Origin of the sequence: Streptomyces daqingensis, from assembly GCF_014645895.1 — a bacterium.
Taxonomy (GTDB): Bacteria; Actinomycetota; Actinomycetes; order Streptomycetales; family Streptomycetaceae; genus Streptomyces; species Streptomyces daqingensis.
Genome location: NZ_BMMP01000002.1, coordinates 375,729 through 393,806, shown reverse-complemented (window position 1 = coordinate 393,806; position 18,078 = coordinate 375,729). Strand labels below are relative to the sequence as shown.

16 protein-coding genes are annotated in these 18,078 nt (G+C 71.9%); 8 read left to right on the top strand and 8 right to left on the bottom strand.

What is annotated here, in order from left to right:
- Position 1: 1 nt before the first annotated feature.
- The 5 genes from IEY56_RS04130 to IEY56_RS04110 form a co-directional block, all read right to left on the bottom strand.
- Positions 2–1,954 (bottom strand): molybdopterin oxidoreductase family protein, encoded by a 1,953-nt coding sequence (locus tag IEY56_RS04130; protein ID WP_189035658.1) that lies wholly within the window; start codon positions 1,952–1,954, stop codon positions 2–4.
- The gene (locus tag IEY56_RS04125) at positions 1,951–2,928 is read right to left on the bottom strand and encodes a 2-dehydropantoate 2-reductase (protein ID WP_189035657.1); all 978 of its coding nucleotides are present in this window, start codon (positions 2,926–2,928) and stop codon (positions 1,951–1,953) included. The genes IEY56_RS04130 and IEY56_RS04125 overlap by 4 nt, the downstream gene beginning before the upstream one ends.
- 165 nt (positions 2,929–3,093) lie before the next feature.
- The gene (locus tag IEY56_RS04120; RefSeq protein ID WP_189035656.1) at positions 3,094–3,252 is read right to left on the bottom strand and encodes an MFS transporter small subunit; all 159 of its coding nucleotides are present in this window, start codon (positions 3,250–3,252) and stop codon (positions 3,094–3,096) included.
- On the bottom strand, positions 3,224–4,633 hold the full coding sequence (locus IEY56_RS04115; protein ID WP_189035655.1) for an L-lactate MFS transporter: 1,410 nt from the start codon (positions 4,631–4,633) through the stop codon (positions 3,224–3,226). Before IEY56_RS04115 ends, IEY56_RS04120 begins: the two co-directional genes overlap by 29 nt.
- A gap of 183 nt (positions 4,634–4,816) precedes the next feature.
- A complete protein-coding gene (locus IEY56_RS04110) occupies positions 4,817–5,536 on the bottom strand; it encodes a class I SAM-dependent methyltransferase (protein WP_229711590.1) in 720 nt (239 codons plus the stop codon).
- Between the two features lie 345 nt (positions 5,537–5,881).
- On the opposite strand from IEY56_RS04110, the gene IEY56_RS04105 reads away from it, so the two are divergent.
- The gene (locus tag IEY56_RS04105; protein ID WP_189035654.1) at positions 5,882–6,559 is read left to right on the top strand and encodes a GntR family transcriptional regulator; all 678 of its coding nucleotides are present in this window, start codon (positions 5,882–5,884) and stop codon (positions 6,557–6,559) included.
- 22 nt (positions 6,560–6,581) lie between these two features.
- Here IEY56_RS04105 and IEY56_RS04100 read toward each other — a convergent pair whose 3' ends face one another.
- On the bottom strand, positions 6,582–7,637 hold the full coding sequence (locus IEY56_RS04100; RefSeq protein ID WP_189035653.1) for an NAD(P)/FAD-dependent oxidoreductase: 1,056 nt from the start codon (positions 7,635–7,637) through the stop codon (positions 6,582–6,584).
- A 91-nt stretch (positions 7,638–7,728) separates the two neighbouring features.
- Between IEY56_RS04100 and IEY56_RS04095 the strand changes: the two genes are divergently transcribed.
- The 7 genes from IEY56_RS04095 to IEY56_RS04065 all read left to right on the top strand — a co-directional run bounded on the left by IEY56_RS04095 (position 7,729) and on the right by IEY56_RS04065 (position 16,215).
- Positions 7,729–8,328 (top strand): helix-turn-helix domain-containing protein, encoded by a 600-nt coding sequence (locus IEY56_RS04095; RefSeq protein ID WP_189035652.1) that lies wholly within the window; start codon positions 7,729–7,731, stop codon positions 8,326–8,328.
- Positions 8,329–8,642: 314 nt separating this feature from the next.
- Positions 8,643–9,824, top strand: coding sequence for an ROK family transcriptional regulator (locus IEY56_RS04090; RefSeq protein ID WP_189035844.1), 1,182 nt, complete (start codon positions 8,643–8,645; stop codon positions 9,822–9,824).
- Positions 9,825–10,154: 330 nt separating this feature from the next.
- Positions 10,155–11,744: a sugar ABC transporter ATP-binding protein gene (locus IEY56_RS04085; protein WP_189035651.1), complete on the top strand. Its 1,590-nt coding sequence runs from the start codon at positions 10,155–10,157 to the stop codon at positions 11,742–11,744.
- Positions 11,741–12,757: an ABC transporter permease gene (locus IEY56_RS04080; RefSeq protein ID WP_189035843.1), complete on the top strand. Its 1,017-nt coding sequence runs from the start codon at positions 11,741–11,743 to the stop codon at positions 12,755–12,757. Before IEY56_RS04085 ends, IEY56_RS04080 begins: the two co-directional genes overlap by 4 nt.
- Before the next feature lie 98 nt (positions 12,758–12,855).
- On the top strand, positions 12,856–13,869 hold the full coding sequence (locus tag IEY56_RS04075; RefSeq protein WP_189035842.1) for a substrate-binding domain-containing protein: 1,014 nt from the start codon (positions 12,856–12,858) through the stop codon (positions 13,867–13,869).
- 76 nt (positions 13,870–13,945) lie between these two features.
- Positions 13,946–15,151 (top strand): Gfo/Idh/MocA family protein, encoded by a 1,206-nt coding sequence (locus IEY56_RS04070; RefSeq protein WP_189035650.1) that lies wholly within the window; start codon positions 13,946–13,948, stop codon positions 15,149–15,151.
- 65 nt (positions 15,152–15,216) lie between these two features.
- Positions 15,217–16,215, top strand: coding sequence for a sugar phosphate isomerase/epimerase family protein (locus tag IEY56_RS04065; protein WP_189035649.1), 999 nt, complete (start codon positions 15,217–15,219; stop codon positions 16,213–16,215).
- 216 nt (positions 16,216–16,431) lie between these two features.
- Here the strand turns inward: IEY56_RS04065 and IEY56_RS04060 are convergent, their stop codons facing one another.
- Together IEY56_RS04060 and IEY56_RS04055 are read right to left on the bottom strand one after the other, a co-directional pair.
- Complete coding sequence (locus IEY56_RS04060) at positions 16,432–16,971, bottom strand: flavoprotein (RefSeq protein WP_189035648.1); 540 nt, start codon at positions 16,969–16,971, stop codon at positions 16,432–16,434.
- A 160-nt stretch (positions 16,972–17,131) separates the two neighbouring features.
- Complete coding sequence (locus IEY56_RS04055) at positions 17,132–18,019, bottom strand: AraC family transcriptional regulator (RefSeq protein ID WP_189035647.1); 888 nt, start codon at positions 18,017–18,019, stop codon at positions 17,132–17,134.
- Between the last annotated feature and the right edge of the window lie 59 nt (positions 18,020–18,078).

Genomic DNA, 18,078 nt, shown 5'->3' with positions numbered 1-18,078 from the left:
CTCAGCTCCTCACGGCTGCCGCGACGGGCAGCTTCTCGATCCGTATCGCTGACGCCTTGAACTCGGCGGTCCCGGCGATGGGACAGTTGGCCTCGATGGTCAGCTGGTTGGTGTCGACCTCGTCGGGGAAGTGCATCGTCATGAAGGCCAGCCCGGGCCGGAGCATCGGGTCGACCCACACCGGCGCGACCACTGACCCGCGCCGCGAGGTGACCCGCACCTCCTCCTCCGTGACGACGCCGTAGTGCTCCGCGTCCTCGGGGCTCAGCTCCACGTACTCGCCGCGCCGCAGCGGGGACGCGAAACTCCCGCTCTGCACGCCGGTGTTGTACGAGTCGAGCCGCCGGCCCGTGGTCAGCCGCAGCGGGTAGTCCTCGTCGGTGAGGTCGACGGGCGGGTCGTGCTTGACGATGCCGAAGGGCGCCGGCTTGCCGCGCCTCTCCGGGTCCTTCTCCCACAGCCGGCCGTGCATGTAGGTCGGCTCCAGCCGGTCGGTGCTCGGGCAGGGCCACTGGATGCCCTGGTGCTCGGCGAGACGCTCGTACGTCATGCCGTGGTGCTGCGGTGAGACGGAACGCAGCTCGTCCCAGACGGCCTCCGAGTCCGCGTACTTCCAGTCGTGGCCCAGGCGTGCCGCGATGTCGCAGATGATGTCGATGTCCTCGCGGGCCTCGCCGGGCGGGTCGACCGCCTTGCGCACGCGCTGGACGCGGCGTTCGCTGTTGGTCGTGGTGCCGTCCGTCTCGCACCAGGCGGCCGTGGCGGGCAGTACGACGTCGGCGAGTTCCGCGGTCTTCGTCAGGAAGATGTCCTGCACGACGAGGTGGTCGAGCATCTGCATCCGCTCGACGGCCTGGCCGCTGTCGGCCTCCGACTGCGCCGGGTTCTCCCCGATGCAGTAGACGGCGCGCAGTTCGCGGCTCTCCATGGCCTCGAACATCTTGGTGAGGTTGCGTCCGTGCCGCGGCTCCAGCGTGGTACCCCAGGCCGCCTCGAACTTCTCCCGCGTCTCGGGGTCGAGGACGTTCTGGAAGCCGGGCAGCCTGTCGGGGATGGCGCCCATGTCGCCGCCGCCCTGCACGTTGTTCTGCCCGCGCAGCGGCTGGAGGCCGGCGCCGTACCGCCCGACCTGGCCGGTCAGCAGCGACAGGTTGATCAGCGCCCGTACGTTGTCGGTGCCGTTGTGGTGCTCGGTGATGCCCAGCGTCCAGCACAGCTGGGCGCGTTCGGCGGTGGCGTAGGCGTGCGCGAGATCGCGGATCGCGTCGGCCGGTACGCCGGTCACCTGCTCGGCGACGCTCAGCGTCCAGGGCTCGACCTCGTCCCTGTACTCCTCGAAGCCGGTCGTGGCCCGCTCGATGAAGGCGTGGTTGGCGAGTCCGGCGTGGATGATCTCGCGCCCGATGGCGTGGGCGAGCGGGATGTCCGTGCCCACGTTCAGGCCGAGCCAGCTCTCCGCCCACTCGGCGGTCGACGTACGGCGCGGGTCGACGGCGTACATGCGGGCACCGTTGCGGATCCCCCGGAGTACGTGCTGGAAGAAGATCGGGTGCGCGAAGCGGGCGTTGGAGCCCCACATCACGATCAGGTCCGTCGTCTCGATCTCCTCGTAGGAGGAGGTGCCGCCCCCGGAGCCGAAGGCCGCGGAGAGCCCGGCGACGCTGGGCGCGTGGCACGTGCGGTTGCACGAGTCGACGTTGTGGGTGCCCATGATGACGCGGGTGAACTTCTGCGCGACGTAGTTCATCTCGTTCGTCGCCCGCGCGCAGGAGAACATCCCGAAGGCGTCCGGGCCGTGCTCGTCGCGTGTCCGGCGGAAGCCCGCCGTCGCCTTCTCCAGGGCCTCCTCCCAGGTCGCCCTGCGGAGGGGCCCGCCCTTCTCGTCCCGTACCAGGGGATGGGTCAGGCGGGTGTACTGCTTCGACGGCGGTTTCCCGCGGTCGCGTTGCCTCATGCTGCGCTCCTTACGGTTTGTGCCAGCAAGTCGGTGACGGCGTGGATGGCGCAGAGCTTCGGCACGGGAGTCCGGGTCAGCGCTGCGAGTTCGACCACCGCGGCCAGGAGCACGTCCAGCTCCATCGGCTTGCCGCTCTCCAGGTCCTGGAGGGTGGAGGTCTTGTGGTCGCCGACGCGCTCGGCGCCCGCGAGGCGTCGTTCGACGGAGATGTCGGGGCGGCAGCCGACGGCCTCGGCCACCGCGAGGGTCTCGCGCATCATCGTCCCGACCAGCGCCCTGGTGTCCTGGTGGCGGCAGATCTGGGCCATGGTCGCCCGGGAGAGCGCGCTGAGCGGGTTGAAGGCGATGTTGCCGAGCAGCTTGATCCAGATGTCGTTGCGGATGTCCGCCTCGACGGGGCACTTGAGGCCGCCCGCCTGCATGGCCTCGCTGAACGCCTCGCACCGCGAGGAGTCGGTGGTGTCCGGCTCGCCGATCGAGAACCTCGTGCCCTCCATGTGCTGCACGACGCCGGGCCCCGCCAGTTGCGTCGCGGCGTAGACGACGCACCCGATGGCGCGTTCGGGAGGCAGCACCTCGCTGACCGAGCCGCCCGGGTCGACGCTCTCGATGCGGCGGCCCTCGTACGGGCCGGAGAGCCCGTGGAAGTACCACCAGGGGATGCCGTTCTGCGCGGCGACGACGGCCGTGTCCTCGCCGACGAGGGGATGGACCAGCGGCCCGCACGCCGCATAGGAGTTGGCCTTCAGGCCCAGGAAGACGTAATCGACCGGCCCGATGGAGGCCGGGTCGTCGGTGGCGTGCACGCGTGCGGTGAAGTCACCGCGCGGGCTGAGGACTTGCACGCCGTTCTCCTGCATGGCGGCCAAGTGCGCGCCACGGGCGATGAGATGCACGTCCGCGCCGCCGCGGTGCAGCGCTGCTCCGACGTAGGCGCCGATTGCACCGGCACCGACCACTGCAACTTTCATATCCGCTCTCCGATCGGTTGAGGGGACCGAGCGTGGGATGGAACTTGGATGGTCGACTGAATATTGTATACACTTCGCCCTCCACGCGGGGCAAGAGGCGTGCAGCGGTCGATCTCGCTCCGCGTCAGCCCGAATTGCCCCGCTATGGGCGCGACGGCGCCTCCGTCAGCCCGTGAAGAGCTGGGCCGCCTTCTGGATCAGCTCGTAGAGCCCGTACGCCATGGGCAGGCCGACCCAGAGCCATGCCAGGACGCCGAGCGGTGCCCGGGCGCCGCCCGACTGGACGGTCCCGCCGTCAGGTGTGCTGCTGTCGCCGGTCGTCATCGCCGGGCACCTCCTCGTCTGCTTCGCCGGCCTCGTGGCCCGCAGCGGCCCGCGGCTCGTGGTACTTGGGGTTCACGGGGCGCACCAGCTCGTTGGCGACGAAACCGACGGCCAGCAGCCCGATCATGATGGTGAGGGAGAGCCCGTAGAGGCCCGGCCCCGAACGCCCGGCGCTCTCCTGGGAGTCGGCGACCCAGTTGACGATGAGTGGCCCGAGGACGCCCGCGGTCGACCAGGCCGTCAGCAGCCGCCCGTGGATGGCGCCCACCTCGTAGGTGCCGAACAGGTCCTTCAGATAGGCCGGCACGGTCGCGAAGCCGCCGCCGTAGAAGGAGAGGATGACCAGCGCGCACGTGATGAACAGCGGCTTGGACGAGTCGCCGAGCTGCACGATGGCCAGGTACATCAGCGCCCCGACGCCGAGGTAGACGCGGTACATGTTCTTGCGGCCGATGAGGTCGGAGGTGGCGGACCACAGGAAGCGTCCGCTCATGTTGGCCAGCGAGAGCAGCGCGACGAAGCCGGCTGCGGCCGAGGCCGAGACGGGGGTGGAGGTGCCGGCGAAGAAGTCGCCGATCATGGGGGCGGCCTTCTCCAGGATGCCGATGCCCGCCGTCACGTTCATGCACAGCACGACCCACAGGCACCAGAACTGCGGCGTGCGGACGGCGTTGCGGGCCGAGACGTCGGCCGTGGTCACCAGGCTGCGCGCGGCCTGCTTCTCCTGCGGCGTCCGGTCGCCCGGGGGCCGCCAGCCCTCCGCGGGTACACGTACCAGGAGGACGCCCAGCGCCATGAAGACCGCGTAGACCAGGCCGTGGACGAGGAAGGCCATGGCGATGCCGTCGCTGCCGGAGCCGAAGGTCTCCAGCATCTGCGCGGACCACGGCGAGGCGATCAGCGCGCCACCGCCGAACCCCATGATCGCGATGCCGGTGGCCATGCCGGGGCGGTCCGGGAACCACTTGATGAGCGTGGAGACGGGGGAGATGTAGCCGATGCCCAGTCCGATGCCGCCGACGAACCCGTAGCCGAAGACCACGAGCCAGTACTGCTGGAGGGCCGCGCCGAGCGCGGCGAGCAGGAACCCGGAGGAGAAGCACAGGAGCGAGACCGACATCGCCCACCGGGGGCCGTTGCGCTCCACGAGCGTCCCGCCGAAGGCGGCCGAGAGGCCGAGCATGACGATGCCCAGCTGGAAGGGGAGCGCGCTGGCCGTCCCGGAGAGCCCGAGGGAGGACTCCAGCGGGGGTTTGAAGACGCTCCAGGCATAGGCCTGACCGATGGAGAGATGTACCGAGAGCGCGGCCGGGGGAACCAGCCAGCGGCTCCATCCGGGAGGTGCGACGGTGTGGGAGCGATCAAGAAACCCGGGCGTCATGGCCGGAACTGTAGGCAGGCCCCGCGCCGATGACCATAGATGCGGCAGGATTTGTCGACTGTATGCGCTGCGGTGTCGCCGGGGGGCGTGCGCTGCGGTGCGGACGCGCCCAACGGTCTTACGGGGCACGCCGGTTGGGCGACGTGCCCTGGGGCTGTGCTCCGCCCGGTGCGGGCGGCGCGGTCAGCCCGTCCGCACGCACGTGTAGGAGGCGAAGACCGAGCCGCGCACTGCCGAGTCGGTGATCTCGAAGCCCGTGGCGGTGAGCATGGGCTCCAGCAGCCAGGTGAAGGTGCTGTGTTCGGTGCGGACGTGCTCGGCGAGGTCCGCCCGGGTGTAGGCGACGGCGGGGTCGTCCCCCACGGCCGACAACCAGCCCTCCAGGGCGGTTTCGGTGTCGCCGGGGGCGAAGTCGTAGACGAGGTCGTGCAGTCGCAGGACGCCACCGGGCCTGAGCGCCGCATGGATCCGCCGCAGCGCGAACACTTTCCAGAAATCGGGGAGTTGATGCAGTGCGTGACGGGTGAAGACCGCGTCGGCGGGCTCCCCGGCGTGTTCGTAGCCGAGGAAGCCGCCCGGAACGCAGTCGAGAGCGGTGAGGCCCTCGCTCGCGGCGCGCTCGCGCAGCACGTCCCGCATCGCGGGCGAGATCTCCACCGCGACGACGCGTCCGAAGTGCCGCGCGGCGGGTACGGCGAACTGCCCCGTCCCGGCGCCGATGTCCACGACCACGGAGCTCCCGTCCAGTCCGTGCGCCTGCAGCAACTCGATGTCGGGGCGCGGATCGGGGTGGCCCTGCTTCCGGTCGAAGCCGGCGACGAATCCCGGGTCCAGGTGTTCCGGGCCGGCGTGGGCGAGCTCGTCGAGCAACCAGTCGGGGTCCATGGACGGTGAGAGTGGCACGGCGGGATCCGCCGGCGCACGGCAATATCCGCGCGGGCGCGGCCGTCCTCTTCGGGCGGGCCCGGAGAGGGCCGGCGGGGCGGGCCGCTCCGCCGGGCATGTTCCGCCGGACGGGCGGGGACGCGCCTCGTGCGAGAATCTCCCGTCCGGAGCGTGCGAATCGGTCTGCGACGCCGTTCCGGGGGTGTCTCGGATCGCCATCTCCCCCGTGTGCGTGGGCTGTTGGGACCCACGTGTGACGCGTCACAGAGTGGGAGAAGATGGCACGGGCCACCGGTGGAGTGACAATGCACCTCGTAGACTGTATTCAATAGCCAGAATCGGTCGAGGGTCAGGAGTCGCGGAATGCTGTCCGCTGGACTGCCGGAAGGCACCATGCCCAAGCTGGAGCGCCCCGGCCCGCTGCGTGAGCGGGTCTACGAGGCGTTGCTTCAGCTCATCACCACCCGCGCGCTGAGACCGGGCCAGCACCTGGTCGAGAGCGAGCTCGCCCAGCACCTCGGTGTCTCACGGCAGCCCGTGAGGGAGGCGCTGCAGCGTCTGAACACCGACGGATGGGTCGACCTGCGTCCCGCCCAGGGTGCGTTCGTCCACGAGCCCACCGAGGACGAGGCCGACCAGCTGCTGACCGTCCGCACCCTGCTGGAGGCCGAGGCCGCCCGGCTCGCCGCCGTCAACGCGGACGCTCAGGGCGTCGCGGAGCTGGAGGAGCTGTGCCGCCGGGGTGAGGAAGCCGTCGGCGGCGAGCAGGTCGACGCGGTCGTGGAGGCCAACGCGGCGTTCCACGCGAGGGTGATGCAGCTCGCGGGCAACCCCGTCCTCGCCGAGCTGGCCAGCCAGGTCGACCGCCGCGTGCGCTGGTACTACACGCCCGTGGCGCGGCAGCGCGGCGCCCAGTCGTGGATCGAGCACCGCGCGCTCATCGCCGCCATCGCCGACGGCGACGAGGCGCGGGCGACGGCCGTCATGAGGGAGCACACGGAGCACACGCGGCGCTCGTACCACAAGCGCGAACCCGCCTGAGCCCGCGCACCCCGGTGCGCGGTCAGGACGCGGCCGCGGCGTCTGCGGCCGGGGCGCGTGTGCGGCCGCCAGCGCGGCGGTCCGCGACGGCCCGTGCCACCTCCTCCTCGACCAGGCCGCGGTTCACCGCGATCGCGGCGGACGCGCCTCCGGCAGCGGCGTTGACCACTGCTGCCATGGGGTCGGCGACGTTCCCCGCCGCCCACACCCCCGCCACGCTGGTCAGCCCCGAAGCGTCCGTGACGACCCAGCCGCTCCCGTCCCGCTCGCAGCCCAGATCCGTCAGCAGCCCGTCGGCGGGGACCATGCGCGGCGGGACGAAGACGGCGCGGCGCGGCACCACCCGGTCCCCGGTCAGCGCGACGCCCTCCAGCCGGTTCCCCGCCATCACCAGCCGCTCCACATCGCCGTCCACGATGTGCACGCCGCGCGCTGCGAGCTGCTCCGCCTCCTCCGCGGACAGGGCCAGACCGTGCCGGAAGAGGACGACGTCGTGTGACCACTGGCCGAGCAGCAGCGCTTGGTGCACCGCGCCCGGCGCGCTGCCGAGCACGCCGACGGGCTGGTCGCGCGCCTCGTAGCCGTGGCAGTAGGGGCAGTGCAGTACGTCCCGGCCCCAGCGTTCGCGCACCCCCGGGATGCCGGGCAGTTCGTCGCGCAGCCCTGTCGCCACGACGACTCTGCGTGCGCGGAGCGTCCGGCCGTCCGCCAGCCGGACCGTGAAGCCGGGTTCGGCGCTCCGTACCCGCCCTTCGATGCTCCGTACCCGGCCGTCGATCAAATCGCCGCCGTATCCGGCTACTTCGGCCCGTCCCGCGCGGATGAGCTCCGAGGGCGCCTGCCCGTCGCGGGAGAGGAAGCCGTGCACATGCGCCGACGGCGCGTTGCGCGGAGAGCCGGAGTCCACCACGGCGACCGTACGGCGCGAGCGTGCCAGCACCAGCGCGGCGCTCAGGCCGCCCGCTCCTCCGCCCACGACCACCACGTCGTAGGCGGCGCCGCCAAGCCCCTCCGCGCCGCCGCCCGCCCCGCCGGAGCCGCCGCTTCCGTTCCCTGTCGTACCGCTGTCGTCGTTCACGACCCTCACCTCCGCGTTCCACCCTGCTGAGAAGCGTGCGAGAACGGCAATCCTTGTTGCCGTTTCCGGGACAGCGGGGTGCAATGGAGGCGTGGACCCTTCCTCTGCCGCAGCCAAGGCCCTCGCCGAGGTCGGCCCCCGCCTCAAGCGTCTGCGTACGGGCCGGGGCGTGACGCTCGCCGCGCTCTCCGAGACCACGGGAATCTCCAAGAGCACGCTCTCCCGCCTGGAGGCCGGGCAGCGCCGTCCCAGCCTGGAGCTGCTGCTGCCGATCGCGCAGGCCCACCAGGTTCCGCTGGACGAGCTCGTGGGCGCGCCCGAGGTGGGCGACCCCCGTATCCGTCTGAAACCGACGCGGGTGCACGGCCAGACCGTGATCCCGCTGACCAGGCAGCCGGGGCCGCTGCAGCCCTACAAGATGATCGTCCCGGCCGACCGGACGGACCCAGACCCGCGTACGCACGAGGGATACGAGTGGCTCTACGTGCTCGCCGGCCGGCTGCGTCTCGTCCTCGCGGGCAAGGACCTCGTCCTCGGGCCCGGCGAGGCCGCCGAGTTCGACACGAGGCTGCCGCACTGGTTCGGCAGTACGGGGGCGGGCCCCGTCGAGGTCCTCAGCCTCTTCGGCCGCCAGGGCGAGCGGATGCACGTCCGCGCGAGGCCGCGTGCCCGGGGTGAAGCCGGCGAGTGAGCGGGGGCCGGGAGGCGAGACGGGTTCGGGAGAGAGGGGCGTGACGGGCGGACGGTCCGGCCGGGGGGTGATCGGCGCCGGGGCGCTTCGGGGGTGCCGGGGCGTGAACGTGCCCCCGTGTCACAGCTTTGTCCTCTGCATGGGAAAAGTCGAAGCGATTCCTGCAGAACTTCTTCCCCGTTGCGCAGAGCGCTGGTACGTTCCCAGTCAATCCCGGACAGTGTCCGCGGCGTCGCGGCTACGGGAGCATGCAACTCGCGTCCGCGGCCCGGGCCGTCGGACATCCGCAGGGGAGGAGGCCGGTGATGAGACGGATGACGGCACGGCCTGCCAACCCCCACCAGGCGCGGCTGCTCCGGCTGTTGCGCGACGGGGGTCCCAACTCCCGTGCGGAGCTCGGCGATCAGGTGGACCTCTCCCGCTCCAAGCTCGCCGTGGAGATCGACCGGCTGCTGGAGACCGGGCTCGTCGTGGCCGACGGGCTCGCCGCGTCACGAGGCGGCCGCCGCTCGCACAACGTGCGGCTCACACCTCAACTGCGCTTCCTGGGCGTCGACATCGGCGCCACCTCCGTCGACGTGGCCGTCACCAACCCCGAGTTGGAGATCCTCGGCCATCTCAACCAGCCCATGGACGTGCGCGAGGGCCCCGTCGCCGTCTTCGACCAGGTGCTCGCCATGGTCGCCAAACTCCGCGACTCCGGCGTGGCCGAGGGCTTCGACGGCGCCGGCATCGGAGTGCCGGGCCCTGTGCGCTTCCCCGAGGGCGTCCCGGTGGCACCGCCCATCATGCCCGGCTGGGACGGCTTTCCCGTGCGGGAGGCGCTCAGCCAGGAACTCGGCTGCCCCGTCATGGTCGACAACGACGTGAACCTCATCGCCATGGGCGAGATGCAGGCCGGAGTGGCCCGCTCGGTTCGGGACTTCTTCTGCGTGAAGATCGGCACCGGCATCGGCTGCGGCGTCGTCGCCGGAGGCGAGGTGCACCGGGGCACCACCGGGAGCGCCGGCGACATCGGGCACATCCAGGTCGAGCCCGAGGGGCGCCCGTGCCCGTGCGGTAACCGCGGCTGCCTGGAGGCCTACTTCGGCGGTTCCGCCCTCGCACGTGACGCTGAGAACGCGGCCCGCGAAGGTCTCTCCGCCGAACTGGCCGCCCGCCTGGAGAGCGCGGGACGGCTGACGGCGGAGGACGTCGCCGCCGCCGCGTCGGCCGGAGACGGCACCTCGCTCGACCTCATCCGCGACGGAGGAGCCCGCGTCGGGCAGGTCATCGCGGGGCTCGTCAGCTTCTTCAACCCCGGACTCGTGGTGATCGGCGGCGGTGTGACGGGCCTCGGCCACACGCTGCTCGCCAGCATCCGCACCCAGGTCTACCGCCAGTCGCTGCCCCTGGCGACCGGCAATCTCCCCATCGTCCTGGGCGAGTTGGGCCCCGCTGCCGGTGTGACGGGGGCCGCCCGCCTGATCAGCGACCACCTGTTCTCCCCGGCCTGAGATCACCTGGCCGGGCGCTCCGTCCGACCGCCCGTCCGGCAGCGGCCGCGCTACAGCGGCCCGCCCCGTAGCACAGCGCGTCGCACCGCCCGCACCACCGCTCCACGCCGCGACACCCGCCGGCCCGCGACACTGCCGGCACCGACCGGCACGCACCGAGCACCGACGTATCCGGCCCGCCCCACCGCGCACCCCGCACCCTGAAGCAAGGCCGCACCCCTGCCCCGCAGCTCTCTCACGACAGCTCTCACGACGTACCGCCGCACGTCCGCACCGCCGCACGTCGCACCGCCGCCCGGTCCCGTCTGCCCGCACGCACGGAGGCCCTCCATGGCTCCACCCGCCCGTCCCGCTCCCGCGGAAGAACCCCCGCCGCCGGACCGTCAGTTCCCGCTGCTGAGCATGTCCGGCATCACCAAGACGTTCCCCGGCGTGCGGGCCCTGGACGGCGTCGACCTGGACGTCGAAGCCGGTGAAGTGCACTGCCTGCTGGGGCAGAACGGCGCGGGGAAGTCCACGCTCATCAAGGTCCTCGCCGGTGCCCACCAGCCCGATGCGGGGGAGATCCGCTGGAAGGGCCGGCCCGTCAGGCTGCACACTCCCGTGGCGGCGATGCGGCTGGGCGTCGCGACCATCTACCAGGAACTCGACCTGGTGCGGCACCTGTCGGTGACCGAGAACATCTTCCTCGGCAACGAGGTCGCCGTACGCGGCTTCATCCGCGCCCGCGACGCCCGCCGGCGGGCCGCCGAACTGTTGCGGCGCCTCGGGCACCCCGAGATCGACCCGGACGTCCCCGTGGGCGCCCTCCCGGCCGCGGGCCAGCAGATCGTCTCCATGGCGCGGGCCCTCTCCCACGACGTACGCCTCATCGTGATGGACGAGCCCTCCGCGGCGCTCGACCCCGACGAGGTCGACAACCTCTTCCGCATCGTCGGGGACCTCACCGCGGACGGCGTCGCCGTCGTCTACATCTCCCACCGGCTGGAGGAGATCCGCCGCATCGGAGACCGCGTGTCCGTCCTCAAGGACGGCCGGGTCGCGGCCGCCGGACTCCCGGCCCGTACGACCACGACCGCGGATCTGGTGGCGCTGATGACCGGCCGTGACGTGCAGTACGCCTTCCCCGAACGGCCCGTCTCCACCGAGCCGTTGGAGGACCGCGTCCTGCACGCCGCTCCGCCGCCGCCCGTCCTGTGCGCCGAGAAGCTCGCCCGCCAGGGCGAGTTCGCCCCGCTGGACCTCGAAGTGCGCCGCGGCGAGATCGTCGGCCTCGCGGGACTCGTGGGCTCCGGAAGGTCGGAGATCCTGGAGACCCTCTCCGGGGCGCGCCGCCCCACGTCGGGGCGCGTCCTCGTCGAGGGGAGGCCGCTGCGGCCCGGGGACGTCACCGCCGCCGTGCGCGTGGGCATCGGTCTCGCGCCCGAAGAGCGCAAGGCCCAGGCGCTGTTGATGCTGGAATCCGTCACCCGCAACGTCTCCGTCTCCGCGCTGCCCCGCTTCTCGCGCGGCGGATGGCTCGACCGCCGGGCCGAACGCGCCGCCGCCCGCGCCCGTACCCGCGATCTCGCCCTCCACCCCGACGACCCCGACCGCCCCGTGCGCACGCTCTCCGGCGGCAACCAGCAGAAGGTCGTCCTGGCCCGCTGGCTGCTGCGCGACTGCAAGGTGCTCCTCCTGGACGAGCCCACGCGCGGCGTCGACGTGGGCGCCAGGGCGGAGCTGTACGCCGTCATCCGCCGCCTCGCTGACTCCGGTGTCGCGATCCTGCTCGTCTCCAGCGAAGTGCCCGAAGTCCTCGGCCTGGCCGACAGGGTGCTGGTGCTGCGGGAGGGCCGCGTCGTGCACACCGCCCCCGCCCGGGAGCTCGACGAGCACCGGGTGCTCGACCTCGTCATGGAAGGGAGCCCGTCGTGCTGAGCTCACCCGGTTCCGACGCGGTCAAGGAGCCCGCGCCGCCGCCGACCCAACGGTCCCCGGCCCGGCGGGGGATCAGCGCCCCGCGGATCGGAGTGCGTCACCTGTCGCTGCTCGGGGTGCTGGTGGCGCTGGTGGCCGTCGGCGCGATCACCAGGCCGGAGCAGTTCCTCACCGGCGACAATCTCCAGCTGATCCTCACCCAGTCCTCCGTCATCGGTGTCGTGACCGTCGGCGTCACCTTCGTCATCATCGGCGGCGGCATCGACCTGTCGGTCGGCGCGATCGTCGCCCTGGCCTCCGTGTGGGCGACGACGGTCGCCACGCAGGAGTACGGCCTCGGCGGCATGCTGCTGTGCGCGCTGTGCGTCGGGCTGGGATGCGGCCTGGTCAACGGCGTGCTCATCGCGTACGGGCCGATGGTGCCGTTCATCGCCACCCTCGCGATGCTCGCCTCCGCACGCGGCCTGGCCCTTCTGATCAGCGACGGCAAGACGCAGGTCGTCACCGTCGACTCCGTCCTCGGCCTGGGCGTCTCCGACAGCTACGTGCTGGGCGTGCCACCCCTGGTGCTGGTCTTCGCCACCGTGGCGGTACTCGGCTGGCTCGTCCTGGGACGCACCACGTTCGGGCGCCGCACCGTGGCCGTCGGCGGCAACGCCGAGGCCTCCCGGCTCGCGGGCATCGCGGTGCGACGCCAGCGGCTGCTGCTGTACCTGCTGTCCGGGCTGTGCTGCGGCATCGCCGCCTTCATGCTGATCGTCCTCACCGGGTCCGGTCAGAACACCAACGGAAACCTCTACGAGCTCGACGCCATCGCCGCCGCGATCATCGGCGGCACCCTGCTCAGCGGCGGCCGGGGCACCATCACCGGCTCCGTACTGGGAGTCCTCGTCTTCACCACGATCACCAACCTGTTCGCTCTCAACAACCTCCAGAGCGACGTCCAGCAGATCGCCAAGGGGGCGATCATCGTCGCCGCAGTCCTGGTCCAGAAGGGTCGGAAGACGCAATGACCGAGATGCCTGACAGCCGGAACGCACCCAGCCACGACACCGCCGCCCCGTCCGGCTCCGCCGCGGACGCGCGCACTTCACGCACCTCGCGCAGGAGGATGCTGTTCGGAACGGCAGCCGCCGGCGCCGCCCTGCTCGGCGCGGGCTGCACCAGCAACAAGAGCAACGACGCCGCGGAGGCCCAGGGCCAGGCCGACATCGCCGACGACAAGCCCGGCAAGAAGGTCACCATCGGCTTCGCCGGGCCGCAGGCCGACCACGGCTGGCTGAACGCCATCAACGAGCAGGCGAAGGCGCGTGCGAAGAAGTACGAGGACGTCACGCTCGAAGCCACCGAGGGCTCCAACGACAACGCGCAGCAGATCGGCCAGATCGAGACGCTGATCAACAAGAAGGTCGACGTCCTCGTCGTCCTCCCCTCCGACGGCAAGGCGCTCACCCAGGTCGGGCTGAAGGCCATGCGCGCGGGCATCCCCGTGGTCAACCTCGACCGCGTCTTCGACTCCCAGCAGGCCTACCGCTGCTGGATCGGCGGCGACAACTACGGCATGGGCCTCAACGCCGGGCGCTACATAGGCGAGCAGCTGAAGGACAAGAAGAACGCCAAGGTCGTCGAACTCGCCGGCATCGACAACCTGGAGCTGACCAGGGAGCGCACGAAGGGCTTCGACGACGCCCTGAAGAACTACCCCAACATCAAGAAGGTCGCCCGCCAGGCCGCCGAGTTCACCGTCGAGTCCGGGCAGTCGAAGATGGCTCAACTCCTGCGCGCGGAACCGAAGTTCGACGCCCTGTGGAACCACGACGACGACCAGGGCGTCGGCGCGGAGCGCGCCATCGAGCAGGCCGGACGGGACGAGTTCCTGATGGTGGGCGGCGCCGGTTCGCGGCGCGTCATGGACGCCATCAAGAGGGACGACGGCGTCATCAAGGCCACGGTCCTCTACCCGCCGACGATGGCCGCCTCCGCCATCGACCTGGCCCGCGCACTCGGCCAGGGCAAGGGCATCGGGGGCCTCTCCGAGTTCGAGATCCCCGCCTCCCTCACGCTCTACTCGGCCGTCGTCACCAAGGAGAACGTCGACGAATACCTCCCGACCGGCTTCAAGTAGACCCGGCACACGCCCTCGACGCACCACGCCGGGCAGCCCGCCCCCCACACCGCACATCCCGACAGGGAGGAGTCCCATGTCCAACGAGACCGCGCCCGCCCCCGCGCCCGGACGTCCCGAACAGTCCGGGTCGGCGCCACCGCTCGGTGTGGGAATGGTCGGCTACGCCTTCATGGGGGCGGCGCACTCGCAGGGCTGGCGCACCGTCGGCCGGGTCTTCGGTCTGCCGCTCGCCCCGGCGATGAGGGCGGTCTGCGGCCGGGACGGCGACGCCGTCCGGTCGGCGGCCGAGCGGCTCGGCTGGAGCGCGGCGGAGACGGACTGGCGCGCTCTGATCGCCCGCGACGACGTCCATCTCGTGGACATCTGCACCCCGGGGGAGAGCCACGCCGAGATCGCCGTCGCCGCCCTGGAGGCCGGCAAGCACGTGCTGTGCGAGAAGCCGCTCGCCAACACCGTCGCGGAGGCCGAGGCGATGGCGGCCGCGGCCGAAGAGGCGCGCGCACGAGGCCAGTTGACGATGGTCGGCTTCAACTACCGCCGCACGCCCGCCCTCGCGCACGCCAAGCGGATGGTGGACGAGGGGCGGCTGGGCGAGCTGCGCCACGTACGCGTCTCCTACCTCCAGGACTGGCTCGTCGATCCGGCGTTCCCCCTGGCGTGGCGGCTGCGCCGTGAGGCGGCCGGCTCGGGGGCCCTCGGAGACCTGGGGGCGCACGCAGTCGACATCGCGCAGCACCTGGCGGGAGCGCCGTTGGCGGGCGTCTCGGCGCAGACGGAGACGTTCGTGACGGAGCGGCCCCTGCCCGGCCAGCCGCCGGACGGGGAGAAGGGGCCCGTCACCGTCGACGACGCCGCCGTCTTCAACGGCCGCCTCACCACGGGGGCGCTGGCGTCGTTCGAGGTGAGCCGGGTCGCCGCGGGCCGCAAGAACGCCCTGCGCGTCGAACTCAACGGCACGCGCGGCTCCCTGGACTTCGACCTGGAACGCCTCAACGAACTCCACTTCCACGACCACACCGACGCGGCGCTGGAGTCCGGGTTCCGCCGCATCCTCGTCACCGAACCCGACCACCCCTACCTGGAGGCGTGGTGGCCGCCGGGACACGGGCTGGGCTACGAGCACACCTTCGTCCACCAGGCCCGCGACCTCCTCCACGCCGTCGCCACCGGAACCGACCCCGAACCCTCCTTCGCCGACGGCCTGCAGGTGCAGCGGGTGCTGGCAGCCGTCGAGGAGAGCGCGTCGAAGAACAGCGCGTACACCGCCGTCGCCGGCTGAAGTCCCGGCCCGTCACCGCCAGTCAGCCGGCCCGGCGCCGGCGCGAGACCAGGAGGCCCCGCAACATGCCACGTCAGTTCACGCTCTTCACCGGCCAGTGGGCGGACCTGCCGCTGGAGGAAGTCTGCGCGCACGCCCGCGACTTCGGCTACGACGGCCTGGAACTCGCGTGCTGGGGCGACCACTTCGAGGTCGACCGCGCTCTCAACGAGAGCGGCTACGTGGAGGGCCGGCACGCCCTGCTGGAGAAGTACGGCCTGAAGTGCTGGGCCGTCTCCAACCATCTCGTCGGCCAGGCCGTCTGCGACAGCCCCATCGACGAGCGGCACCAGGGCATCCTGCCCGCCCGCATCTGGGGCGACGGCGAACCCGAGGGCGTACGGCGGCGCGCGGCCGCGGAGATGAAGGACACGGCCCGCGCCGCCGCCGCCATGGGAGTGCGGACGGTCGTCGGCTTCACCGGCTCCTCGATCTGGCACCTGGTCGCCATGTTCCCGCCGGTGCCGCCGCACATGGTCGACCGCGGCTACGAGGACTTCGCCGAACGCTGGAACCCGATCCTCGACGTCTTCGACGCGGAGGGCGTCCGCTTCGCCCACGAGGTGCACCCCAGCGAGATCGCGTACGACTACTGGACGACCCACCGGGCGCTGGAGGCGATCGGCCGGCGTCCCGCCTTCGGCCTCAACTTCGACCCCAGCCACTTCGTCTGGCAGGACCTCGACCCCACCGGGTTCCTCTACGACTACCGCGACCGCATCTACCACGTCGACTGCAAGGAGGCCCGTACCCGCCTCGACGGCCGCAACGGCCGTCTCGGCTCCCACCTGCCGTGGGGCGACCCGCGGCGCGGCTGGGACTTCGTCTCGGCCGGGCACGGCGACGTCGCCTGGGAGGACGTCTTCCGCATGCTCCACTCCATCGGCTACGACGGCCCGGTGTCGGTGGAGTGGGAGGACGCGGGCATGGACCGCCTGGCGGGCGCGCCGGAGGCGCTCCGGCGGCTGAAGGCGTTCGACTACGACCCGCCGTCGTCCTCCTTCGACGCGGCGTTCAGCTCCTGACGGCCGTCGCGACGGGAACGCACCGGCTACACGGCGACGTAAACGGACCGGCTCACGGCGGCACGGGCCCGCCGCGAGCCGGTCCGGCGTCCAGGCGGGGGAGGACGGCACCGCCGCGGCAGGCCTGAACGCCGGCCGGGGAACCTGTCAACTCAGGGGCGGTACCGCCGCGTTGCTGAACCGTCCCGCCATACCGCTGCGTTGCCCCGCTCCCGGTCACGCCATCGCAGCCGCGGCCTCCAGCGCGAGGTGCCACGGGTAGTCGGCCGGGTCGGCCCGGCCCGGCGGCAGCGGCTCGAACCCGCCCTCGCCGTACAGCACCCGCACCCCCGCCTCGCGCAGCGTCCCGATGCTGCGCCCGAACTGCGGATGCGTGGCGTAGGCGCTGTTGACGCACGGCATCACCGCCAACGGCCAGCGCTTCCCCAGGGCTTCGGCCACGTAGCCGCCGACGAAATGCGGAGTGAGCCCCAGCGCGGCGACGTTGACGGTGTTCAAGGTCGCCGGCGCGACGACCGCGACGTCCGCACGCGGCCACACCTCCGTGTCCCGGGGCCCCCGCACCCTGCTGCGCACGGGACGCCCGGTCAGCGCCTCCAGGGCGGGCAGCTCCTCGGCGAGCCACACCGCCGCGGTCTCCGTCAGGCCGACGCACACGTCCCAGCCGCCTTCCTGGGCGCGGCGGACCACGTCCGCGATGCCGAGCACGGGCGGAGCGGCGGAGCCGAGGAGGTACAGCACGCGGTTGTTCGTCATGGACGGCATCCCACCACGCCGGACGCCGACTCGCGGACGTTCGGACGGCAGCGCGCGGCGCCCCCGTCACCTGCGAGGAGGACGGGAGCGCCGCGGGCACCGTCAAGCCGACGCGCACGGGGGCGTGTTCGGCACTTCCCCGGACGGACGCGCGCCCCGCTCAGGCGGAAGGCCCGGAGCGCTCGGCGCGCTCGACCGGAATCCACAGGTCGGCGTCGGCGTGCTCCCCGTCCCCGGACAGGCCGACGCGCAGGATCTCCGGCCCGGGCCTGCTTCGGTACGGGTTGGAGGGGAACCACTGCGTGAACACGTCCCGCCACAGATGCTGCAGGGTCTGCGGGAAGGGACCGGAGCTCCCGAAGACGGCCCATGTGCCCGCCGGGACGTCGAGCACGTCCAGGTCCGGCGGCACTTCACCCTCAGCGCTCGTCAACACGGCGTGGTAGTAGTCGAGTTCGGTGCCCTCCGCGCGTCCCGGGTCGAGCTGGTCGCTCACCCCGACGATGCCCTCCGGCTCCTGGTCGGACATCCCGGAGAGCCGCCGCAGCGTCCCCTCGTCGATGCTCCGCACGAACTCGGCGATCGCCGGATTCGCTCCCTCGTGCACGAGTGGCACCCGGGCCTTCCTGCCGACCACACGGAAGCGGTCCTTCTCCACGATCCTGTACCGCATGCCGGTACTCCCTTCGACGACGAGGCGGAAGGACATCCGCGGCTGGGACCGCAGCGCGGCTCCCGTCCGCCGCGCCTCACCCGGCCCCACGCCGTGCACGGCGCGGAACGCGCGGGCGAAGGCCTCGCCGGAGCTGTAGCCGTAGCGCGTCGCCACGTCCAGCAGCGTCATCTCGCCGGCCAGCACCTCGGCACCCGCCACCGTCATCCGCCTCCGGCGGATGTACTCCGAGAGCGGCATGCCGGCGAGCGCCGAGAACAGCCGGCGGAAGTGGTACTCCGACGTCGCGGCGGCGCGCGCGAGTGCCGCGACGTCGATGGACCGGCACAGCCGCTCCTCGATGTGCTCCATGGCCTCGTTCAGCCCTTCCAGCACCGCGGTCTCCTTCCCTTACGTCCACTCACGCTAGGAAGTCCGCACCCCTCCCCGCCCGC